The organism is Anabaena sp. 90, from assembly GCF_000312705.1.
In the GTDB taxonomy this organism is placed as follows: domain Bacteria; phylum Cyanobacteriota; class Cyanobacteriia; order Cyanobacteriales; family Nostocaceae; genus Dolichospermum; species Dolichospermum lemmermannii.
The window spans coordinates 337,913-360,051 of record NC_019439.1 but is presented as its reverse complement, the minus strand read 5'-3'; the positions used below and the strand labels follow the sequence as shown (position 1 = coordinate 360,051).

The 22,139-nt window shown below is 40.1% G+C and carries 19 protein-coding genes, 1 tRNA gene and 1 pseudogene; 11 read left to right on the top strand and 10 right to left on the bottom strand.

The window, feature by feature from the left end:
• Positions 1–31: 31 nt before the first annotated feature.
• The 3 genes from ANA_RS20445 to ANA_RS20435 form a co-directional block, all read right to left on the bottom strand.
• Entirely contained in the window at positions 32–283 is a 252-nt protein-coding gene (locus ANA_RS20445; protein ID WP_015083324.1) for a BolA family protein, read from the bottom strand.
• A 554-nt stretch (positions 284–837) separates the two neighbouring features.
• Positions 838–1,458 (bottom strand): hypothetical protein, encoded by a 621-nt coding sequence (locus tag ANA_RS20440; RefSeq protein ID WP_041458583.1) that lies wholly within the window; start codon positions 1,456–1,458, stop codon positions 838–840.
• Positions 1,459–1,625: 167 nt separating this feature from the next.
• Complete coding sequence (locus tag ANA_RS20435) at positions 1,626–3,314, bottom strand: NAD(P)H-quinone oxidoreductase subunit 4 (protein WP_015083322.1); 1,689 nt, start codon at positions 3,312–3,314, stop codon at positions 1,626–1,628.
• Positions 3,315–3,588: 274 nt separating this feature from the next.
• On the opposite strand from ANA_RS20435, the gene ANA_RS20430 reads away from it, so the two are divergent.
• Positions 3,589–4,395 carry an inositol monophosphatase family protein gene (locus ANA_RS20430; RefSeq protein ID WP_015083321.1) on the top strand — a complete coding sequence of 269 codons (807 nt, stop codon included), beginning with the start codon at positions 3,589–3,591 and terminating at the stop codon, positions 4,393–4,395.
• A 49-nt stretch (positions 4,396–4,444) separates the two neighbouring features.
• A complete protein-coding gene (locus ANA_RS20425) occupies positions 4,445–5,401 on the top strand; it encodes an MDR/zinc-dependent alcohol dehydrogenase-like family protein (protein ID WP_015083320.1) in 957 nt (318 codons plus the stop codon).
• Between the two features lie 309 nt (positions 5,402–5,710).
• Here ANA_RS20425 and cimA read toward each other — a convergent pair whose 3' ends face one another.
• Entirely contained in the window at positions 5,711–7,396 is a 1,686-nt protein-coding gene (gene cimA / locus ANA_RS20420) for a citramalate synthase (protein ID WP_015083319.1), read from the bottom strand.
• 165 nt (positions 7,397–7,561) lie between these two features.
• Here cimA and ANA_RS27905 point away from each other — a divergent pair.
• The 3 genes and pseudogenes from ANA_RS27905 to thiO all read left to right on the top strand — a co-directional run.
• Positions 7,562–7,801 (top strand): annotated as a pseudogene (locus tag ANA_RS27905) ((2Fe-2S)-binding protein); the annotation flags it as partial.
• Positions 7,802–7,832: 31 nt separating this feature from the next.
• Positions 7,833–8,294 (top strand): hypothetical protein, encoded by a 462-nt coding sequence (locus tag ANA_RS20415; protein WP_015083318.1) that lies wholly within the window; start codon positions 7,833–7,835, stop codon positions 8,292–8,294.
• A gap of 129 nt (positions 8,295–8,423) precedes the next feature.
• A complete protein-coding gene (gene thiO, locus ANA_RS20410; RefSeq protein ID WP_015083317.1) occupies positions 8,424–10,382 on the top strand; it encodes a glycine oxidase ThiO in 1,959 nt (652 codons plus the stop codon).
• Between the two features lie 11 nt (positions 10,383–10,393).
• Here thiO and ANA_RS20405 read toward each other — a convergent pair whose 3' ends face one another.
• Entirely contained in the window at positions 10,394–10,600 is a 207-nt protein-coding gene (locus ANA_RS20405) for a hypothetical protein (protein ID WP_174783443.1), read from the bottom strand.
• 315 nt (positions 10,601–10,915) lie between these two features.
• On the opposite strand from ANA_RS20405, the gene psb34 reads away from it, so the two are divergent.
• The 3 genes from psb34 (at position 10,916) to ANA_RS20390 (ending at position 15,365) form a co-directional block, all read left to right on the top strand.
• Positions 10,916–11,095: a photosystem II assembly protein Psb34 gene (psb34, locus tag ANA_RS20400; RefSeq protein ID WP_015083315.1), complete on the top strand. Its 180-nt coding sequence runs from the start codon at positions 10,916–10,918 to the stop codon at positions 11,093–11,095.
• A gap of 216 nt (positions 11,096–11,311) precedes the next feature.
• A complete protein-coding gene (locus ANA_RS20395; RefSeq protein WP_015083314.1) occupies positions 11,312–13,471 on the top strand; it encodes a tetratricopeptide repeat protein in 2,160 nt (719 codons plus the stop codon).
• 37 nt (positions 13,472–13,508) lie between these two features.
• Positions 13,509–15,365 carry an ABC transporter ATP-binding protein gene (locus ANA_RS20390; RefSeq protein ID WP_015083313.1) on the top strand — a complete coding sequence of 619 codons (1,857 nt, stop codon included), beginning with the start codon at positions 13,509–13,511 and terminating at the stop codon, positions 15,363–15,365.
• A gap of 160 nt (positions 15,366–15,525) precedes the next feature.
• Here the strand turns inward: ANA_RS20390 and ANA_RS20385 are convergent, their stop codons facing one another.
• Positions 15,526–15,831: a hypothetical protein gene (locus ANA_RS20385; protein WP_015083312.1), complete on the bottom strand. Its 306-nt coding sequence runs from the start codon at positions 15,829–15,831 to the stop codon at positions 15,526–15,528.
• A 277-nt stretch (positions 15,832–16,108) separates the two neighbouring features.
• Here ANA_RS20385 and ANA_RS20380 point away from each other — a divergent pair, with 277 nt between their 5' ends.
• From ANA_RS20380 to ANA_RS28345, 3 genes are all read left to right on the top strand, one after another.
• Positions 16,109–17,083 carry a cysteine synthase A gene (locus ANA_RS20380; protein WP_015083311.1) on the top strand — a complete coding sequence of 325 codons (975 nt, stop codon included), beginning with the start codon at positions 16,109–16,111 and terminating at the stop codon, positions 17,081–17,083.
• A 188-nt stretch (positions 17,084–17,271) separates the two neighbouring features.
• Positions 17,272–17,583 carry a (2Fe-2S) ferredoxin domain-containing protein gene (locus tag ANA_RS20375; protein WP_051155250.1) on the top strand — a complete coding sequence of 104 codons (312 nt, stop codon included), beginning with the start codon at positions 17,272–17,274 and terminating at the stop codon, positions 17,581–17,583.
• A gap of 57 nt (positions 17,584–17,640) precedes the next feature.
• Positions 17,641–18,231 (top strand): DUF5331 domain-containing protein, encoded by a 591-nt coding sequence (locus tag ANA_RS28345; RefSeq protein ID WP_015083309.1) that lies wholly within the window; start codon positions 17,641–17,643, stop codon positions 18,229–18,231.
• Positions 18,232–18,238: 7 nt separating this feature from the next.
• Here the strand turns inward: ANA_RS28345 and ANA_RS20365 are convergent, their stop codons facing one another.
• The 4 genes from ANA_RS20365 to pds all read right to left on the bottom strand — a co-directional run bounded on the left by ANA_RS20365 (position 18,239) and on the right by pds (position 21,967).
• Positions 18,239–19,231: a CAF17-like 4Fe-4S cluster assembly/insertion protein YgfZ gene (locus ANA_RS20365; RefSeq protein WP_015083308.1), complete on the bottom strand. Its 993-nt coding sequence runs from the start codon at positions 19,229–19,231 to the stop codon at positions 18,239–18,241.
• Positions 19,232–19,384: 153 nt separating this feature from the next.
• Positions 19,385–19,472 (bottom strand) — tRNA-Ser (locus ANA_RS20360).
• Between the two features lie 139 nt (positions 19,473–19,611).
• Complete coding sequence (gene crtB, locus ANA_RS20355; RefSeq protein WP_015083307.1) at positions 19,612–20,544, bottom strand: 15-cis-phytoene synthase CrtB; 933 nt, start codon at positions 20,542–20,544, stop codon at positions 19,612–19,614.
• On the bottom strand, positions 20,528–21,967 hold the full coding sequence (gene pds, locus ANA_RS20350) for a 15-cis-phytoene desaturase (protein ID WP_015083306.1): 1,440 nt from the start codon (positions 21,965–21,967) through the stop codon (positions 20,528–20,530). The genes crtB and pds overlap by 17 nt, the downstream gene beginning before the upstream one ends.
• Positions 21,968–22,139: the final 172 nt, after the last annotated feature.

Below are 22,139 nucleotides of genomic sequence, written 5' to 3'. Positions count from 1 at the left end.
GTTTTCTTAATGCAAAATCCTCAATCTAAAATTAGTTTGTTGCTTGCCAAGCTTCGGGAGTGTAGGTTTTAAGTGCTAAAGCATGAATAGCTTCGCTGGATATAGCTTGTTGCAATGCGCCATAAACTAGTTGGTGTTGTTGCACCATTCCCTTATCTGCAAACTGCGATGAAACTACTGTTACCTGATAGTGATCACCACCACCTGTCAAGTCTTGTACTTGCACTTGGGCATCTGGCATTTGTGCCTTGATCATTGTCTCTACCTGTTGCGGACTTATCATAAAAATACCCGGTAAGTGGGAAACTCAGACACTTCAGTGCTGAGAGGGAAACGACACTATGGCTTACGCCACGCTTCGCTATCGACAAGCTCAGTGACCGCTCGTGCGGTTTTAACCGCCTTGAATATTTTTTCATTACCGCCTTGGAGTTGGTAAATTCGGTGTACTTTTGTAATGTACTTTCAACGGGACAATTACCGATTCAAAATTCCCAACTCTGTACGCATAATGTGTTGCTCCGAAGAGCCTCCCATTTCTGGGGTAATGTTAGCTTCGTCAATGTTTTAAGAGCTTTTTAAACTTGCAACACTGTTTCAGTGACTTTAAAACTGTTTAATTGCAAATGACAGAGCAGGGAACTAGCTACGCATTCCGGGGTGTCGTGACTCAAAAAACGTAGTCAGTGAAGACTTAGACTGGTCAGTACAGCTTGCAATTTCTTACAAGCTCAGTCCCTTTAGGGCTGAGTTACTGACCGCAATTCCTGAAAAAACTTACTTCTCTATTATTAACAGATATGTCGCGGTTGGCTGTTGCCTGTTAGCATTTGCCGATTATTTTTTACCTTGACGCGGAAAGGGGGCATCTACAAAACCTAATTCAAATAATTGTTGGTATGCTTTTGTGCCTAATTCTCTGGTGGGGTTTTGACTTTTAATGATTTGCACTAGCAAAGGGATGGCTAATTCTGGCTGATTTTGCGCTCTATGTACTAAGGCTAACTGATAGGTGGCTTCATCTCGCTTTTGGGCAGTTGCTAAAGCATTCTTGCGGTGGGAATCGGCAGCACGAATGTCAATACCTGCAAAACTAGAATTTAGGTCTTGATAAAAGCTTGATAATTGATTATAAACTTGGCGGGCTTCTTGGAGTTTTTTGGCAGCCAGAGGGTAATCTTGACTAGCAACTGCTTGGGCTGATTCTTTGATCAAGCGATCGCCTCCCTCTATACTTAAAAGATTATTACTTATTCCTGTGGGGCTGAGGGTATTAGGCTGATCTGTATTAATAGGTTTTGGTTGTTCCGTAGGTTTGATTTGATTAGCGGGTTTGGCTTGATTAACAGGATTTGATAACTTTTTCCCCTGAGCATAAGCAGGTGACAGCAGACCCAAAACTGCTATGAGTGATAAAAATGTGAAGCGAATTAAGGGAGCAGCATTCATGAGTTTAATTAGTGCAATAATTCTATAGAAAAAGTTGGGAAACCTTGTGTATCTTAACTCTCTTTGTCCTAGAGATAAAGTCAGTCACGCGATAACCATTCAAAAAGCAGAAGAAAAAATCCCCCAACTAACGCTAGAGGATATATTCTCCATACTTTGTGTTAGTCGGCAGTTACCTATTTTAAAGTTCCCAAAACAGGAGTTAACTGAGTTGCTGGAATCTGCGGATTTAATAATCCACTAGCATAAACACGAGGATTGGTTTGGGAAATAATCGTATAAGATTGGCGAACATGAGCATTGACAGCTACAGTTTTCGCATCATACATTTGCATGGCTACTTTGGGGTAGAAACCAATGCCAATAATCAGCACCAGAAAACAGGCAGCAATAAACACTTCACGGGGTCTGGCATCAGTATATACCGTTTCCGTTGGTAAAAGGCAATCTGTACCAAAACAAGCCGTTCCTTCGTCTTCTTGATTTTCCAACCCAGCATTGTTAATATCGCAGATCAGTGCCGCACCAGAACCGTAAAATACTTGACGCAGCATAGAAAGGAGATAAATAGGTGTGAGAATAACTCCCACAGCCGCTAGGAAAACTGTAACGGTGCAGAATGTGGAAGTATAAACATCGCTAGTAGTTATCCCGACAAACACCGAAAGTTCACCGACAAAGCCACTCATTCCCGGTAAAGCCAAAGATGCCATTGCCCCCATTGTAAATAGAGCAAATACCTTTGGCATAGCTTGACCAATCCCACCCATTTCTAACATGACCATTGTGCGGGAACGGTCATAAGTTACACCAGCCAAAAAGAATAACACGGAAGCAATTAAACCATGGGAGATCATTTGCAACATTGCCCCGTTGATACCCAAATCGGTGAAAGAGGCAATTCCTATTAATACAAAACCCATGTGGGAAATGGACGAATAAGCCAAACGTCGTTTCATATTCGTTTGGGCAAAGGAATTTAACGCACCATAGATAATATTGACAACACCGAGAATGACGAGAACGGGGGCAAAGTAAAAATGAGCATCGGCAAGTAGGTCAAGATTCAGGCGAATTAGTCCATATCCACCCATTTTCAACAACACACCCGCCAAAATCATGGATACGGGAGAAGATGCTTCACCGTGGGCATCAGGTAGCCAAGTATGCAAGGGGAAAATCGCCAATTTTACGCCAAAGGCAATTAACAACCCAGCATATAGTAGCAGTTGCAGAGTGAGGGGATATTCTTTTTGTGCGAGTTCTGCAATATCAAAAGTGACATTTCCGCCGCCATATAGCCCCATTGCTAGGGCTGCCACCAAGATAAATATAGAAGCTGCTGCGGTATAAAGTAAGAATTTTGTAGCTGCGTAGCGTCGTCGTTGTCCACCCCAAATACAAACTAGTAAATATACGGGGATTAATTCGACTTCCCACATAATGAAAAATAACAGCAAGTCTTGGGCAACAAATACCCCAACCTGTGCAGAATACAACACAAGCATGAGAAAATAGAACAGCTTTGGTCTGCGGTCAACTTGCCAAGCTGAAAAAATCGCCAGTGTGGTCACAAATCCCGCCAAAAGTACCAGTGGGGCGGAAATCCCATCCACAGAAACTGCCCAGTTTAGTCCTATCTGAGGCATCCAGACATAATTTTCTACCAGTTGAAAACCCGCATTACTAGCATCGTAATGTTTCCAAAAGGCATAACACATCAAAATAAAGTCAGCAATACCTACGCCCAGTGCATACCATCTGACAAGTTTGCCGTCTTTATCAGGCAATACAGGAATGACAAAGGATGCTAAAAGTGGAAATAGGACAATTGCGGTAAGCCAGGGAAATTGAGCCGCTATCATGTCAATAGGAAAAAATACTTATTGGTTAATTTTGCTATTGTACTAAACTTTTTAACAATTTCTTTATAAGTTTTTACCCCAGGTTAGCATAAAGGAATATATACATAAATATATCTTATGCTGAGGATTGAGTAGATGAGAAAACGTCTTTATCTGTCTAATGATATAAATTCGCTCTGCTTTTAAGTGAAAAATTTTAGGCTTTTGCTGAGGATAAATGTGATAAAATTGGTTAATAGTTGACAAATGACAACCGACTAATAACAACTAACAAATGAACGATTTTTGGAATACGATTCTAGAGTTTGCAGAAACCACTACTATCAGAGTGGGAAAACAATTAATGCAGGATTTTGGTAAAGTCCAAGCTTCACAAAAAGCTGATGGTAGCTTGGTAACAAAATCAGATAAATGGGCAGATCAAGAAATTCGAGATGCTATTGTTTCTACTTTCTCCGGTTACGGCATTTTGAGCGAAGAAAGTAATCAAACTTTTCCGAATGCAGAATGGTGTTGGGTAATTGATCCTTTGGATGGTACAACCAACTTTACCAGAGGAATTCCGATTTGGTCTATTTCTCTGGGGTTACTTTATCGAGGAACGCCCATTTTTGGTTATGTTTACGCGCCACCATTAAATCAAGCCTTTCACGGATTTTGGGCGGGTTCATCAGGCTTAACAACGCCAACGGGAGCATTTTTAAATAATCATCCCATTCATACCAGTAAAGATGCTCCCAGCAAAAACCACTTTTTTAACCTTTGTTCTCGCAGTACCGACATTATTCAACCGGGTTTCCCCTGTAAAATTCGGATGTTAGGAGTTGCTAGTTATAACTTTCTTTCCGTCGCAACTGGTGCGGTTTTGGGGGGAATTGAAGCCACACCCAAGGTATGGGATATTGCTGGCGCTTGGGTCATTGTCCAAGCTGCGGGTGGGACGTGGGTATCGCTCAATTCTGAGTCTTTTCCATTATCGCCGGGAATGGATTATAGCGATCGCTCTTTTCCCACAATGGTTGTGAGTAATTCCGATATAGTTCCGATATTTACACCATTTCTAGAAAGTGCAAAACTTTAACAACTAACAACTAACAACTAACAACTGAAAACTAACAACTGAAAAAATTATGAAAGGACTTTGGTTAGAAAATAATCAATTACAATTACGTACCAATATTCCTATTCCTGAACCACTACCAGGAGAGGCTTTGGTGCGGGTTTTGCGGGCGGGAATTTGTAATACTGACCTAGAATTAATTAAAGGTTATTATCCTTATACTGGCATTATCGGCCATGAATTTGTTGGTGTTGTTGAACAAGGTCCCAAACAGTTAATTAATCAAAGAGTGGTTGGTGAAATTAACGCTGCTTGTGGTGATTGTCGTTTTTGTCGGCGGGGACAACCAACACATTGCGAAAATCGGACAGTTTTAGGAATTGTTAACCGTCATGGTGCATTTGCAGAATATCTATCTTTACCTATTGAGAATTTGCATCTTGTTCCTGAAAATGTCTCTACAGCAGCCGCAACTTTTACTGAACCCATAGCCGCAGCTTTGGAAATTCAACAACAAATACAAATATGTAAAGATGACCGAGTATTAGTAGTTGGAGATGGTAAACTGGGACAATTAATAGCCCAAACTTTAGCCTTAACAGGTTGTGAATTATTAGTAGTTGGAAAACATAAAGATAAATTAGTAAATTTAGCAGCGAAAGGAATTAAAACTGGTTTCGCTGATAGCGTCACTGATAGATACTTTGATATCTCTGTTGATTGTACAGGAAATCCTGAAGGTTTTAATATTGCTCGTCGGGCTTTACGTCCTCGTGGTATATTAATCTTAAAAAGCACCTATGCGGGAAATCTCAGTTTAGATGCTTCTGCTTTAGTGGTAGATGAAATCACTCTCATTGGTTCTCGTTGTGGTCCCTTTGTTCCAGCATTGGAATTGTTAGCGACGGGAAAGATAGATGTTCAATCTTTAATTGATAGTCATTATCCACTTTCTCAAGGTTTAGCAGCTTTTGAGAAAGCCAAAACTAAAGGAGTTTTAAAAGTGTTGTTAGAAATGAGTTTGTAATTATTTGTCAGAATCAGGATTTACAGGATTAAAGGATTTGCAGGATGTTAGTTTGCATTTAAAGATAACCGACTTCTGATATAATTGATATTGATAAATGAAAAGATGTAGAAAATAAGTTAGGTATCTCACAACTCAGAATATTCAGAATTCAAATGTAAAATGTGTGTAATCAAAATGAATAAATTATCAATAGATAATCCTGTAAATCCTTTAATCCTGTAAATCCTGATATGGCTACGCCACGCTACGCTATCAGACATTAATCAGGTAGAGACATTAAACATCTCTACCAAAATTTATCAACCTCTAAACTTTCAACGCCTTTTCAGCTTGGAAATGCAGCAATAACCCATATTCCAAACCTTCAACCACAGCTTGATAAGAAGCCTCCAAAATATTGCTAGAAACTCCTACAGTAGTCCAGCGTTGTTGACCATTACCTGATTCTACCAAAGCGCGAGTTTTAGCAGATGTTCCCGTATTTCCATTGAGAATTCTCACCTTATAATCAGTCAATTCAAAATCAGCAATTTGGGGATAAAAATTCACTAAAGCCTTCCGCAAAGCGGCATCCAAAGCGGCTACTGGTCCATTACCTTCTGCGGCTTCGAGAATATTTTTACCATTAACAGCAACTTTCACCGTTGCTAAAGAATTAGTAGATTCCTTCATTTCCACCAAATCACAATGGACTTGAAAACCTTGAACTTCAAAAAACTGCTGACGACAGGATAAAGCCTCATACATCAAAAGAATAAAACTAGCTTCTGCGGCTTCAAATTGATAGCCTTGACTTTCCAATTCCTTCATGCGGTGAAGAATTTGTCTAGCTTGGGGATGATCCTTATCTAATTCAATCCCACAACTGCGAGCTTTAGCTAAGACATTACTTAAACCAGACTGTTCAGAAATGACAATCCGGCGGTGATTTCCGACCAATTCCGGTTGAATATGTTCATAGGTTAAAGGATTCCGTGCCACCGCAGAGACATGAATTCCCCCTTTATGAGCAAAAGCCGAAAGTCCCACAAAAGGTGCGTGTTCGTCAGGTGCGAGATTAACAACTTCACTGACAAACCGACTAGCTTCTGTAAGCTGATTTAGCTGGTGTTCACCGATACAACTATAACCCAGCTTTAGCTGTAAATTGGGAATCACAGAACACAGATTTGCATTACCGCAACGTTCCCCATAACCGTTAATTGTTCCTTGTACCATTCTAGCTCCAGCCATAACTGCCACTAAGGCATTCGCCACCGCCATTTCTGAATCATTATGAGTATGTATTCCTATTTGGGGAATTTTTTCTTGACAACTAACCCCTTCGGGGTTCGTCAGTCGCTCATGGGGGAAACCCCCAAGACCGCGCTGACTCACAACTGACAACTGACCACTGACAACTGACACAATTTGCGAAACTTCATGAGGTAAAGTCCCACCATTGGTATCACATAAAACTAACCATTCTGCACCTGCTGTGACTGCTGCTGTCAACGTCTGTAAAGCATAATCAGGATTTTGCTTATAACCATCAAACCAATGTTCAGCATCGTAAATTACTCGCCGTCCTTGAGAACGCAAATACTCGATTGTGTCCCCAATCATGGCTAGATTTTCCGCCAGACTGGTCTTGAGTCCGGCTGTAACGTGCAAATCCCAAGATTTACCAAAAATTGTCACCCAGCGCGTATCTGCCGCCAAAATCGCTTGGAGCATGGGTTCATCTACTGCTTTGGTGTGAGGACGACGGGTGGAACAAAAAGGGACAACTTCTGCTTGTTTGAGGGGATTTGTTTGAAGTTGCTCGAAGAATTGGACATCTTTGGGATTTGCTCCCGGCCAACCACCTTCAATAAAGGGTATACCCAATTCATCAAGTTTGTGAGCAATGCGTAACTTATCTTCTATAGACACTGACAGTCCTTCTCGTTGAGTTCCGTCGCGGAGAGTAGTGTCATAGATCCAAAGTTGATTTGAGGGAGTTGTGGTCATAAAAATTGGGTGAACCGTTGGTTCAACACTGACACCTGAGAGACAAATTTGCGGCGATGTGCCAATATACAACAAAACGCTATTTCGGTAATTTCAATATCCCTCAGTTGGTAAGGCCAAGTAAATTAATTGAGTGTAAAGAAGAGGCTGGGGATAAGGTACACAGAGATGATCAACTGTCGAGGTATTGGCACTTATGGTACTTATGCGGTTACAGTAGAAAGTGAGGTGTCCGCAGTGAGTTAGCCTAAGCAAACACAGCGATAGCGAAGCACAATCTAGGAATCGCTTCCTCCCCATTCTCCTACAAACGGCCTGGGTTTAACTTGCCAAATTCAGGTTTTAGGTGATGTCAAAGTAACTAAATTTTATGGGTTTTGGGGTCAAGGTTCTCAATTAGTTTAGATACCAGAAGGTTAACAAGGAGAGAAACAAGATGGGTAGATGGACACCCTTGATTTTAATGGCTGGCGGCGTAGCAATTTTGCTAGGTACGTTACTGGGAATTAATTTTCCTATGGGCGGACAACAAACTGCTAATGTTCCCCAAGGACGCAAAGAATCTAGCGTTCTTCCCGCTAATATTAATGTTAATAGTGCTGCGAATGGGAATGATTCGGAAAATACTAGTAGTAATGAGTCAGAAACTTCCAGCGGAAACAATTCTAATTCTGCCAGTGAAAGCCCTCGGAATACCCGTGTAGCTCAAAGTAATGCTTCTACAGAGACTACCAACAATTCTGCTAATACTACACAAGAAACAAGTGATAGTAATAAAAGTTCCAGTTCTACAAATGATAGTTCCAGTTCTCTCAATGAAACTTCTACTACAGAACGTAATTCAAATTCTGGTAGTAATACCAATCAAAACAAAGCACCAATTCGGGCTTTGTGGTAACTAGGGAAAAATTTAGTTAGAGGTCAAAGGTCAAAATTAAAAAACTCATGACCAATGACCAATTTCCACCCCCTCTGAGTCATTTATGAGTTATTAGTTATTTACTAATAACTAATTGACTAATGACTAATGACTAATGATGTTTTAATTATTGGTGGTGGTATTATCGGGTTGGCTTGCGGTGTTGAACTTAAATTACGGGGTGCAAATGTAACTGTAATTTGCCGTGATTTTACTGCCGCAGCCAGCCATGCCGCAGCGGGAATGTTAGCGCCTGATGCGGAAAATATTACTAATGAGGCGATGTTGTCTTTATGTCGGCGATCGCGTAATTTATATTTAGACTGGACGGAAAAATTAACAAAATTAACCGCCACAAAAGATTTAAACAATACAGGTTATTGGCCTTGCGGTATCCTCGCACCATTGTATCAACAACCTGAAAACCGGGAACACAAAAACGCTAACTGGTTAGATAAAAATACGATTAACCAATATCAAACAGGTTTGGGTGCAGATGTGGTTGGTGGCTGGTGGTATCCTGAAGATGGGCAAGTTGATAACAGGGCTTTAATGAAAGTTCTGCGAACTGCGGCTACCTCTTTGGGTGTTGTTTTCCAAGATGGAATTACAGTAGAAGCGATTTCTCAACAACAGGGGAAAGTTATTGGTGTACAAACTAATACTGGGTTACTTCGCGCTGATCATTATCTTTTAACTGCTGGTGCTTGGACGAATCAATTATTACCTTTACCAGTGCGTCCCCGCAAAGGACAAATGTTGAGTGTGCGAGTCCCGGACTTTGTGACTGAATTACCTTTAACCAGGGTGTTGTTTGGTGAAAATATTTATATTGTTCCCCGCCGCAATCGCTCTATCATTATTGGTGCAACTAGCGAAGATGTAGGATTTACTGCCCATAATACCCCTGGGGGCATTCAAAGTTTATTACAATCAGCTATACGACTATATCCCCAACTAGAGAATTATCCTCTACAAGAACTTTGGTGGGGATTTCGTCCCGCTACTCCCGATGAATTCCCTATTTTGGGTCATAGTTATTGTAGTAACTTAACCTTGGCTACTGGTCATCACCGCAATGGTATTTTACTTGCGCCAATTACAGCCACATTAATTGCTGATTTGATTTGTGAACAAAAAGCAGATCCTCTTTTAGCTAATTTTCATTATTCTCGCTTTTCTACTGTGTCATCTACTACTACACCAATGTTAATTCACGCGACTCCTGCCACTAACGGACACCGTAACCCAGAAATATCAGATTTAATTGTTCCCGATTCACCCTTAATTATTGCCGGCAAAAGCTTCAAATCTCGGTTAATGACGGGAACCGGTAAATATCGCAATATCCGAGAAATGCAGCAAAGTGTCGCTGCTAGTGGTTGTCAAATTGTCACGGTAGCTGTGCGACGGGTACAAACCAACGCCCCAGGACATGAAGGTTTAGCAGAGGCACTAGATTGGAGTAAAATCTGGATGTTACCCAATACCGCTGGTTGTCAAACCGCAGAGGAAGCGGTGCGAGTGGCACGGTTGGGACGAGAAATGGCCAAGTTATTAGGACAGGAAGATAATAATTTTGTCAAGTTGGAAGTTATACCTGATGCTAAATATTTACTACCTGATCCCATTGGCACTTTACAAGCTGCGGAACAGTTGGTAAAAGAGGGTTTTGCTGTATTGCCTTATATTAATGCTGATCCCATGTTAGCCAAGCGACTAGAAGAGGTGGGTTGTGCCACGGTTATGCCTTTGGCTGCCCCTATTGGTTCGGGACAAGGACTGCAAACAACTGCCAATATTCAGATTATTATTGAAAATGCCCATATTCCCGTAGTGGTAGATGCCGGCATTGGTGCGCCCTCTGAGGCTGCTGAGGCGATGGAATTGGGGGCGGATGCGTTATTGATTAATAGTGCGATCGCCCTGGCTCAGAATGCCCCAGCAATGGCTTATGCAATGAATCTAGCCACAGTAGCCGGTCGCATGGCTTATTTAGCCGGCAGAATGCCCATGAAGGATTACGCTAGTGCTAGTTCACCTTTGACGGGGACTATTACGGGCTAATTTGTATTTACTTAGATCCCCGACTTCTTGAAGAAGTCGGGGATCTGATTTTCTTCTAAAACCTGACTTTTATATTTGATCAGATCACCAGAATCTTTGCCATTTTGTTGTTTAAGACGTTTCTTGAGCTTAATTTCTATAGAACTATTAATATCAGGTGTGGGATTTCTATTTAATACAATACGTGCATAAATTTTGAATTCTTTTATTTCAGTCATCAGTTTATTTATAGATGAATTTATTTGTGCAATTGCTTTTTTTAAATCATGTCCTTTTAATTATCAGTTCTACAATATCACTGCAGTCAGGTGAAGTAGAATAGCACAAAGTAATACATGAATTGTCTATTTTGTCAAGATACCGCAGATTGCAGATTAATGAGGTACAGGATCTAAATTCAAAGCCAGACAGCAAGCCAGTTTTACTCCTGACTCCTGACTTCTTTAGATTCATGTAATTATTTTTTTATTTTTATGAGAGTGCTGTAAAATTTATTTAACATTAAGTAAAGAAAGATAATAAGGAATCACTTCATGCCTTACACAAACGAAGAGGGTGGTCTTCTCAATAACTTTGCTAAAGAACCCAAGCTTTATCAAGCTGAACCACCAACAAACTCCCAAAAGCGTACTTATATTATCTTAGGAATTGCAGCGGTGCTTTTAATTGGAGGGGTAATTTTTGTCGCTTTCACTGTCTCTAATGTTAGCTAATTGGAAAACTGCCCTTTAATAGCTTTTCCTGATTTCAGGTTCTTATTTTGATCAAGAGCCTGATTTTTTGCTAGAATGGCAAAATACAAGTATAATCATAGTCTTTTTTTTTTGATATTCTAGCCCATAAAACTTGATTCATCCTGAAAAAGAGAGCATCTCCGTGAAAATCCAAATTATGAGATGTGACATTAATATTTAATTTATTCAGTCAGGATGTATACAGAAAATAGGGCTAAAACTCAACTAAATACAAGCGTGAATGAAACTGTACATACAGAAAACATTAGTTTGAATCGGCAAGTATATCAACGCCTAAAACTTGCTCTGAGTCTGGGTTTACGTAGACAAATCCTATTTGCTATATGTGATAATTTACATTTAAGAAATCGGATAGCAGCGCGGTTACACTCCACTTTAGCTTATCCAGTGGGTAAGGTCATATATCAGCGAGCTAATGTGGGAGATTTTAGCACGCCAGCTTATCCGCGATTAGTCACTCTGCGTTTAAATTTAAGTGATCCTAATCCTATAGCGCAAATCAATGAATGGTTAGCTAATTATCCACCCCCGATGGTGGGAGGATCAACAGATAATCCTGGCCGTCCCTTACCAATGCCGGGATTTCAGATTGTCGGGGTAGAAATGCTGACTAAAGAACCAGTAGCAGTACAACGTTTATTTTTGAATTATCTCCGGTTAGGTGAACAGCATTTATCAAGTCAGGAATTTAGTCACTTTGTAGAATCTAGTCTTTTATTTTGGGTTTCTCGTCCTTGGTTGTCTGCGATTCAGCAATCAGCATCAAAATTTTGGCATTGTCGAACCGGCGTATTTGTATTTGCAGGAGAACCGACACCAACTATAGATAATAGAGGTTATCCAGAAAAATTTGCAGATTCCTATAATTTAGGTCAAGAAAATTTAGAGCATTTAGTTGTTAATGAAGAGGAAGTTTCTCAAGACATCAAACAAACAAATAAGTTTGATTTGTCTTTAACTTCAACCACAGATTTAACACAAATACCAGATGAATTTCCGGTTCAATCTCCTCAAATAACAACTCATCAGCATTTTCCTTCCTTATCTCATATTAACCAGGAGTTACAAGGATTAATTAAGGCAACAATAAATGCTGATGATAGTGATCAAATTCAACAAATACTCTGGGAAATTGAACAGTTACATATTCAAACAGCTAAGGGAGAAGAGTTAGGGATAGCTTATCAGAATCTTGGTAATTTCTATCGGTTGCAGATTGAGCAAGGACAAGCAACTGTGGAAAATTTGATGATAGCAATTCTAGCTTATCAGGAAGCAGTTAATTATGATGAAAGTTCTCCACAACTTCCAGATATTTTGAATGATTTGGGGACACTTTACTGGATGTTGCACCGCATCCCTGATAATTCTGAAGAAGCAAAAATTTATATTCAACAAGGGGTAGACTTTTATAAATTAGCACTCAAGATAATTACAGGTGATACTCAGCCAGAAACTTATACGCGGATTCAAAATAACCTGGGTACTGCCTATGGTGACTTAGCGAAATTTGCTGAACCTGTAGAAAATTGGCAGTTCGCAGTTATTGCTTATGATGAAGCCATTCGTTACCGACAAGAAGAAATAGAACCTTTAAAATATGCTGCTTGTCAGAACAATTTAGGTACAGCTTATTGGCATCTAGGGCAGTACGATCAACCTGTAGAAAATCTCACCAAAGCGATTTCTGCTTATAAGTTAGCAGTCGTTCACTATCAACAGACAAATGATCCCCTAAAATATGCGATGATTCAAAATAATATGGGTACGGCTTATTGGAATCTTTCCCAATATGAACAACCAATAGAAAATCTCCAGTTAGCAATTCAGGTTTATAATGAAGCCCTAAAATATCGAACATCTGTGGATGTTCCTCAATCCTATGCTGCTACTCAAAATAATCTGGGTATCGCTTACTGGCATCTAGCAAATCAGCCACAAACAACAAAAGAAGATCAACAAAAATTCGTAAAATTATGTATTAATGCTTATGAAGAAGCTGTGAATACGGCTCACTTACTTAGTAGTCTACCTTTAAGTTTTGATTTATGGATGACACACAATAATTTAGGATTAGCTCATTATTATTTAGTGATAAATTTGTCTTTTAATGGTGATAAAAAAATGCTTTCTCAACAGTTAGAAGCCGCTTTAGAAAATCATTTACAAGCGTTAAGTGGATTTGATAGACAAACAGAAAATTATCAAACAACAATCAGCTATATTATTAGCACAATTCGGGCTTTTCACAATGAGTTAGGAATTCAAGGACAAAATTTAGCTTTATCTAAGCTTCCAGGACATTTATTGCCAAATGTCTTACCTAAGTTGTAATTTGGTAATTGGTAATTGGTAATTGGTAATTGGTAATATGAAAGAAACAGTTTTAGGGGTTCGCAATCTACAAGTTGAATTTGTCAGTGACAGCAGTAAAGTAAAAGCTATTGATGATATTAGTTTTCAGCTACATCAGGGTGAGACTTTAGGAATAGTGGGAGAGTCGGGAAGTGGAAAGTCGGTTACGGCTTTAGCAATCATGGGTTTGTTGCAATATCCAGGAAAAGTGAGTGGAGGGAAAATTTTCTTTTCTTGCACAAGTGGACAACCGGTGAATTTATTAGCATTATCACCTCAACAAATGCAGCTTTATCGAGGTGGTGATATTGCGATGATTTTTCAAGAACCAATGAGTTCTTTAAATCCGGTTTATAATATCGGGTTTCAGTTGCAAGAAGCTATTATGCGACATCAGAATGTAAATGCAATTGAAGCGAAAAGAATTGCGATCGCGGGTTTACAAGAAGTTAAACTTTTAGCTAGTGATGAACAAATTGAAGAACAGTATCTTGATCATAATTTATCTGCATCAGGTAGCTTTAAATTAGCACAGTTGGTGAAAGAACACAAAGAAGCCATGTTGGAAAGATATCCCCATGAGCTATCTGGAGGACAATTGCAACGAGTTATGATTGCCATGGCTATTTCTTGCAATCCATCGGTATTAATTGCGGATGAACCAACTACAGCTTTAGATGTGACTGTGCAAGCTACGATTCTAGCATTGTTATATGAACTGCAACAAAGTCGCAATATGGCAATGATTTTTATTAGCCATGATTTGGGGTTAATTGCGGAAATTACTGACCAAGTAGCAGTGATGTATAAAGGTAAAATTGTCGAATATGGTGCAGCAGCACAAATTTTTAACAATCCCCATCATCCTTATACGAAAGGACTTGTAGCTTGTCGTCCTAGTTTGAATCGTCGTCCCCACAAACTGCTGACTGTTTCTGACTACATGAGTGTGACAGAAGATGAATTTGGAAAAGTGACAATTCAGAGTAAAGAACCTGCTCAACCAGCGGAAATTACTAGAATAGAAATTAACGAAAGATTAGCAAAGATTAGTTCACAACCACCTCTGTTGACCGTTAGTAACTTGGAAGTCGGTTTTCCAGTCCGGGGAGTATTTGGCAGCACAAAACGTTACCATAAGGCTGTAAATGGGGTTTCCTTTGATGTTTTTCCGGGAGAAACCTTGGGATTGGTGGGAGAATCTGGTTGCGGTAAAACTACTTTAGGTAGAACATTGCTGCGATTAATCGAACCGATGAGCGGTAAAATATTATTTAATGGACAGGATATTACTCACTTGACTGGGAAAACTTTGCAGCACTTACGACGGGAAATGCAAATTATTTTCCAAAATCCTTTTAGTTCCCTCAACCCCCGGATTAAGATTGGGGAAGCGATTGTAGAACCGCTGTTAATTCATGGTGTCGGTAAGTCGAAACAACAGCGACAAGCTAGGGTAGTGGAACTGTTGGAACGGGTGGGTTTAAGTGCAGATGATATGAAAAAATATCCTCATCAGTTTTCCGGTGGTCAGCGTCAACGGGTTTGTATTGCTCGCGCTTTGGCTTTAAATCCTAAGTTTATTATTTGTGATGAATCAGTTTCAGCTTTAGACGTATCTGTGCAAGCGCAAGTTTTAAATTTATTGAAAGAATTACAAGAGAAGTTGAAACTAACTTACATTTTTATTTCCCATGATTTAAGTGTAGTCAAATTTTTGAGCGATCGCATTTTAGTGATGAATCAAGGGAAAATAGTGGAATCAGGGACATCTGACAGTATTTACTTAGAACCAAAAGAAGAATATACACAAAAATTAATTGCTGCAATTCCTACAGGTAGTCCAGAAAGAATCAGAAATAGAATCGGATAATGTCAGATTTAGATCCCCGACTTCTCCAAGAAGTCGGGGATCTTATTGATTGTAATAAGCTAAACAAATAGCAATTTCTGAACGAACCTGAGAAACCCGTTCTAAATCATTTATAAATTGCTCAGTTCCCACTTGATAATTCATGATGATTATACTTTATTTAGAGTTTTTTTTTAATTTGCGATTCTAAGAAAAGTTTGTAAAAAAGAAAAGCCAAAGCCCCAAAAATAATAATTCCGGCTAAAACTGAGGCTACTCGAACTGCAACTATAGTTGCAACAGCCAAACCAAAAAATTTTCCACCAAGAATGATTTTTCTTAGCCAAGGTTTTTGAGATTGTTCTGGTTGATGTTTCTGAGTTTTATAAACAGGTTGATCAATAGCATTGATTTGATCATCCAGTTCTCGGAGTCGCTTTTCTAGCCGACGTTGAATGTCTTGATTGTGTTCATGGGGAGATTTCATTAATGTCCACCTTGTTTATGAAATCATTTAGTATATTGTATGATAACTTACGCACAGAAACAACCAAAGCAATATTAACATTGCTAGATTGAGTTTAAATTCAATCTTTTGTACTTGCTTTTCAGAAATTTTCGGGAAGAAGATCCCATTAGAATTGAGATTATAGCAATTTTAATGTATTTCTTCCTTAGCGTCTTTGCTCCTTAGCGTCTTTGCGCGAAACAAAATTACATAAAAATGTCAAAATTTGATTGGGAAAAACTCAGGTAGATGCAAAATGGATATCAAAAATGGATTTGTTGGTACAATTGGTAACACCCCATTAATTCGTTTAAACAGTTTTAGCGAAGAAACAGGTTGTGAAATCTTAGCCAAAGCCGAATATCTGAACCCTGGTGGTTCTGTCAAAGATCGGGCTGCGCTGTATATTATCGAAGATGCAGAAAAAAAAGGACTTCTCAAACCCGGTGGTACAGTAGTTGAAGGAACAGCGGGAAATACGGGAATTGGACTGGCACATATTTGCAACGTCAAAGGTTATAAATGCTTGATTATTATTCCCAATACCCAATCCCAAGAAAAAATAGATGCTTTAACTACCTTGGGGGCTGAAGTTCGTCCTATTCCTGCGGTCCCTTACAAAGATCCGAATAATTACGTTAAACTATCTGGTAGAATTGCGGCAGAAATGGAAAACGCCATTTGGGCTAATCAGTTTGATAATTTAGCCAATCGTGTAGCCCATTATGAGACCACAGGTAGAGAGATTTGGCAACAGACAAATGGTAAAGTCGACGGCTGGGTGGCATCAACTGGTACTGGTGGTACTTATGCTGGTGTGGCAATGTACCTAAAAGAACAAAATCCGGGCGTTAAATGTGTTGTTGCTGACCCTTTAGGTAGTGGACTATATAGCTATATCAAAACTGGTGAGATCAAAATAGCAGGTAATTCGATTACTGAAGGTATTGGTAATAGTCGCATTACCGCCAATATGGAAGACGCACCTATTGATGATGCTATCCAAATTGATGATTCTGAAGCCTTGCGTGTTGTTTATCAACTATTAAGAAAAGATGGTTTATTAATGGGTGGTTCAACGGGAATTAATGTCGGTGCGGCTGTGGCTTTAGCTAAACAGTTGGGTCCGGGACATACTATTGTAACTATTTTGTGTGACAGTGGTTCTCGCTATCAATCACGAATATTTAATAGTGCATGGTTAGCCAGTAAAGGATTAGTGATCAATTAGGATTTCTTAGCGATCGCCACATATACCAAATATAGTATCATAGTGGCGATTTAGATGAAGCCCAGTGCTTGGGTGTTACTTCTGATTCTATTATTAAATTATGGCTGGCTGAACGTCTTGATAAAAAAGTTACTAGCAAGTAAAAACAGTAAATATTTGGATATTTTCAGTGAATTAACTGTAAACAAATGTCAAACGTCCCAACTCAGGAACAACCCCTGCCTATTTCTGTAAAAGTATGTCAACATCGTACTTGTAGAAAACAAGGTGCAGAAGAAGTATTAGCAGCTTTACAAGCTTTACCTGCTCCTAATGTGACAATTGCAGCTAGTGGCTGTTTAGGTCAATGTGGTAATGGTCCAATGGTGCTAGTTTTACCCGAAATGGTTTGGTATTGTCGGGTTTTACCTCAAGAAATACCCAAATTAGTCGAACAACATTTATTAGCTGGTAAAAGAGTTAAAGAAATGCTTTATTATCGGTTTCATCCCCAGGGATAAAGATCACTGAAAATATATAAATGCTGTAATTTAGTACAGTAAGAAGTGAGGGAATGAATGGATATTCAGCATCTACGTCAAGCATTAAAAATGAAGTGGCTAATTTATTATGAACAAAATCGTTCTTGGCTAGTTAAAATGCGAATCTGGAAAGATTATGCTGGCATCCGCAGACCTTCTTCTGGTTACATTTTAGCAACTTTATCCACTTTAGAACCAGAGTTAAAAAAAATCCTCCCTTTCATTTTGGATTTAAACAATGATCCTGATAGGATCATTGCAGCTTTGTGTTTGCACTTCAATCCTGAACAGGAATTAAACTTATTAAAATCCCAGCATTCTACCGCAAAAAATGAGATTGTGAGTACCTCTCCTGCTCATATAGCCTTGACAGATTCACCTGTACCCAAAGAACGCAAACAGGTGTTATTGAAAATGACTACAGGCATTTCTGTGATTGCAGTGGCTACACCGATTCATCATCATTCTTCAGTTAAGCTACCTGTCGGATTGGCCAGGGAACAAATAGATAAACGATTGATAACTACGGGAATTCCCAGCCCAAATATTACCGGGATTTCATCTACTTATAGCAATATTTTTCCGTCTTGGCTAGATGAATTGTGCCCAGGTAGAGGAAATGGGTAATGGACAATTAGACATTACTTAATGGATATTCGTGGGAAACAAAGGGAATAGCAATTATTTCCCCTTCTGTTTCTCCAACTTGTACTTTTAAGCCAACTCCACCAGCTTTACTCCTGATGTAACCTAGTCCAAAATGACCATCAGGAGTGGTTGTATAGCTGGTGAGTTTACCTACTTTTTCTTCCCCAATGGTGATGACTGTTCCTGGTTCAGCCGTAGCACTAAGACGAATTCCCCAAAGGTATTGCTTTACACCTTTGTATGTATTAAGTCTGGCAATGGTTTCCTGACCGATATAACAACCTTTGCTAAAGGAAACTGTCTGCCATAAACCCACTTCTAAGGGGTTATAATCATCCGTGAGTTCTGAATCGGTCGCGGGACGACCTTGTAATATTCGTAACATTTCCCAAGCGCGATCGCTCAATTCCACAGCCCCCAATCCTAGTATTTTCTCCCACCATATTTGTTTTTCGGCAATCGGTAAAATCAATGTATATCCAGGTGCAGCCAAGCCACTACCCACTGCAACTATCACCCGATCAACTAAAATATGATTACCATCTGGTTGACCAATTAAATCACCAGCTCCTAAATTTTCGACGATAGCATGGCTTTGAGGTCCAATCAGGCTTAATGTCGCTGTTTCCTCGGTCACATCAGTTAATTTAACCTTATCTGCAAAGAAGATATAGCGATCTAACCATGCCATAAGTTCCTGACGACGGTGAGGGGAAACTAACAATAAAACAGCATCATCTAATACATAAGCAGTCACTAAATCTATCGTCCGAGCGGTAGATGTCACCATGACAGTATCACAGCCCTGACCAGGTTTGCGAGATTGAAAATCATTAGTGCTTTGATTATGTAAAAAGCGGAGACGATCATCATCAGAAATCCGAATACGCCCCCAATCAGAGCGATCTCTGACCACGGACCCTTCCCTTACCGCTTGAATAGTATTTATATCGTTAGTATCAATTGCAGATGTTAACATAGTGGTACAGAGTTGATAAAATTATCACCATAAGCAGATAGAGGATGTAGGTTAACATCAAGCTCTTTCAAAACTATAGTTTTCAACTTGGATCTAGTTTATACTCAGATACCGGACTTCTTTAAGAAATCCGGTATGTAGCTTTTGTAAAAATGGAGAGGGGGGGATTCGAACCCCCGAAGGGATATAATCCCTTAACAGATTAGCAATCTGCCGCTTTCGACCACTCAGCCACCTCTCCAGGTCATGAGTAATAATCGTAGCAGAAGTTTTTGAGCTTGTCAATAGTTATTTTGTAAATAGATTCATTGACCATTGACCATTGACCATTGACCATTGACCAATGACCAATGACCAATGACCAATGACCAATGACCAAGTTATAAAACTTGAGATCGCATCCAAGCTGCTGGCAAAGTACGTAACTTTTTCCATTGGGGAACATAAGCTCGCTGACTGAACACATCATAATTATTGCGCTCAATCACCTCTAAAATCTGCTCATAGAGCATGGATGCAGCCCAAACAGGCCACCGAGCATCAGCAGAAAGATAACTAATACCTTTATCTGCTTGAATATAGAATTGACGGGCGCGATCAATTTGAAACCGCATGAGTGAACGCCAACGGTCATCCACTACGCCGCGAATACATTCTTCCTCGGTGTAATTAAATTTGGCCAAATCTTCTAGGGGAATATAGATTCTGCCTCGACGGGCATCTTCACCAACATCACGGAGAATATTCGTGAGTTGATTGGCAATTCCCAAAGCGATCGCTTCTTCTATAGGAAGATAAGGCTGTTGGCCTTGATGCCAAGGGGCGGTATAGATATTATTATCTATACCCATAATCGTTGTTGACATCAAACCTACAGTCCCCGCTACTCGGTAGCAGTAGAGGTATAAATCCTCAAAGGTTGCATAGCGACTGCGATACAAATCCATCCGCTGACCGGCGATCATATCCCGAAAGGGTTGAATGTCTAGCGGAAAGCGTTGGAGAGTATCTACTAACGCTACATCATAATTATCCAATGGGCATCCCGCAAAAATGGATTCCAGTTGCTTTTCCCATAGTTCTAGGGTTTCTGGCGTGGTAATAGCAGATGCAGGGCCATCCACTAATTCATCTGTGCGGCGACACCAGGCATAAATTGCCCAAACAGATTGACGCTTGGCCGGACTCATCAACATTGTCCCCAAGTAAAAAGTCTTGGCGTACTTAGCTGTGAGTTCCCGACAAAGGTTGTATGACTCATCTATAGAGACCAGCGTTTTCATGCGCGGGGGGGAATCAGGCAGTTGCAGCATTCTTGGCGGGCGGTCGTGTTGGCGTTTGCAGGTTAGAGGGATTTGCTACCGTCTGTGCTTGGAATATCGCCTGCGCTGTCAGTTTACCAGAAAGTACAGCCCCTTCCATGCTGGCTAGATAGCGCTGCATGGTGTAATCCCCAGTCAGATAGAAATTAGTAATGGGGGTTTCCTGGGAAGGACGGTACTGTTGACGACCTGGGGTAGCCTTGTAAACTGAACGTGGTGTTTTTACCACATGATATTTCAGCATTTTGGTAGGATTATCCCCCCCAAAGTGTTGGGGAAAGAGTTTTTCTAACTCAGTAATAGTTGCAGCAACAATGTCCTCATCGGATTTAGATATCCAATCTTTTGCCGGTGCTAGAACTAATTCCAGCATGGAACGGTGAGGATTGGCGTATTCACGGCAAGTATTACTCATATCAGCATAAACGCTGAGGAGAGGAGAACGCGAAAATAGCAGATGATCAATATCTGTTAATTTGCGGTCGAACCAGATATGGACATTAATCACTGGGACCCCTTCTAAACCCTCTAATTTTTGGAAAAATGGCATTTCTTTCCAAGAAATGGGCAAAATCGGCTTTAAGGGGTCAACTGGAAGGGCAGAGACATAAGTATCCGCTGTAAATATTTCATCTTCTGCCCCATTTAAACCGCGGAGGAGGAAGCCTTTCACAGTTCCATCCTCATTGAGTAAAATCTCTTTCAAGGGCGCATTCAGACGGACTTCACCACCCCGTTCAGTAATGTGGTCAATAATGGGCTGACACAATCTTTCTGTGGGTGAACCATCAAGGAAGGCCATTTTTGAGCCGTTTTTCTCTTGGAGAAAGCGATTCAAAGCCGTTAAGAGGACAGTAGCAGAAATTTCATCGGGGTCAATGAAGTTTAAGGCTTTGGACATCGCAATGAATACTTCTTTTTCTACCCTGGGGGGGACGTTTTGTTTTTGCAGCCACTCCCGGAAAGAATATTTGTCCATTTCTTCGACATACTTTTGCCCTTGGAGAATGGCAGGTAGTAATCCGATGCCAAAACTGATTTTCTCCGGCCAGGTCAGCATATCGTTGTTTCTGAGAATTGCTACCATCCCATTGATAGGTGCTGGTAAATCGGGGAAATCAAAGCGGCTGTAAGTCCCCGGTGCTTCGGGCTGATTGAAGATCATTGTGTGTTCTTTCCACTGCAACCGATCTTCAATATCCAATTCTTTGAATAACTGCAACATATTGGGATAAGCCCCAAAGAAAATATGCAGTCCTGTTTCGTACCAGTCCCCATCAGCATCCTTCCACGCTGCCACTTTCCCCCCTACTACGTCTCGGCGTTCCAAAACGATGGGTGTGTGACCTAGATCCGTGAGATATTTTGCACAGGAAAGTCCTGCTAGACCCGCTCCCGCGATTGCTACGCGCATTTAAACCTACTATTATTTAATATTTCTTAACTGTTTTGCCGTTCTAATTATACGTTGCAATCCGTTACATTTGGCGATTCTAGTTTGATTGCTTCCCAAAAAATTCCCAAAATTTTCCGCCAACTATCTAATTTACCCTAATCATCAGTCCAGGGATTAACACAAATTTTTT

Bases quoted from the DNA above. Each gene is read 5' to 3' on its own strand.
- thiO (WP_015083317.1), top strand. From the start codon at position 8,424: ATGACTAATGATGTTTTAATTATTGGTGGTGGTATTATCGGGTTGGCT.
- ANA_RS20375 (WP_051155250.1), top strand. From the start codon at position 17,272: ATGTCAAACGTCCCAACTCAGGAACAACCCCTGCCTATTTCTGTAAAA.
- ANA_RS20390 (WP_015083313.1), top strand. From the start codon at position 13,509: ATGAAAGAAACAGTTTTAGGGGTTCGCAATCTACAAGTTGAATTTGTC.
- cimA (WP_015083319.1), bottom strand. From the start codon at position 7,396: ATGACCACAACTCCCTCAAATCAACTTTGGATCTATGACACTACTCTC.
- ANA_RS20395 (WP_015083314.1), top strand. From the start codon at position 11,312: ATGTATACAGAAAATAGGGCTAAAACTCAACTAAATACAAGCGTGAAT.
- psb34 (WP_015083315.1), top strand. From the start codon at position 10,916: ATGCCTTACACAAACGAAGAGGGTGGTCTTCTCAATAACTTTGCTAAA.
- ANA_RS20380 (WP_015083311.1), top strand. From the start codon at position 16,109: ATGGATATCAAAAATGGATTTGTTGGTACAATTGGTAACACCCCATTA.
- ANA_RS20425 (WP_015083320.1), top strand. From the start codon at position 4,445: ATGAAAGGACTTTGGTTAGAAAATAATCAATTACAATTACGTACCAAT.
- ANA_RS20405 (WP_174783443.1), bottom strand. From the start codon at position 10,600: ATGACTGAAATAAAAGAATTCAAAATTTATGCACGTATTGTATTAAAT.
- ANA_RS20430 (WP_015083321.1), top strand. From the start codon at position 3,589: ATGAACGATTTTTGGAATACGATTCTAGAGTTTGCAGAAACCACTACT.
- ANA_RS20415 (WP_015083318.1), top strand. From the start codon at position 7,833: ATGGGTAGATGGACACCCTTGATTTTAATGGCTGGCGGCGTAGCAATT.
- ANA_RS20435 (WP_015083322.1), bottom strand. From the start codon at position 3,314: ATGATAGCGGCTCAATTTCCCTGGCTTACCGCAATTGTCCTATTTCCA.
- ANA_RS20385 (WP_015083312.1), bottom strand. From the start codon at position 15,831: ATGAAATCTCCCCATGAACACAATCAAGACATTCAACGTCGGCTAGAA.
- crtB (WP_015083307.1), bottom strand. From the start codon at position 20,544: ATGCTGCAACTGCCTGATTCCCCCCCGCGCATGAAAACGCTGGTCTCT.
- ANA_RS20445 (WP_015083324.1), bottom strand. From the start codon at position 283: ATGATAAGTCCGCAACAGGTAGAGACAATGATCAAGGCACAAATGCCA.
- ANA_RS20365 (WP_015083308.1), bottom strand. From the start codon at position 19,231: ATGTTAACATCTGCAATTGATACTAACGATATAAATACTATTCAAGCG.
- ANA_RS28345 (WP_015083309.1), top strand. From the start codon at position 17,641: ATGGATATTCAGCATCTACGTCAAGCATTAAAAATGAAGTGGCTAATT.
- pds (WP_015083306.1), bottom strand. From the start codon at position 21,967: ATGCGCGTAGCAATCGCGGGAGCGGGTCTAGCAGGACTTTCCTGTGCA.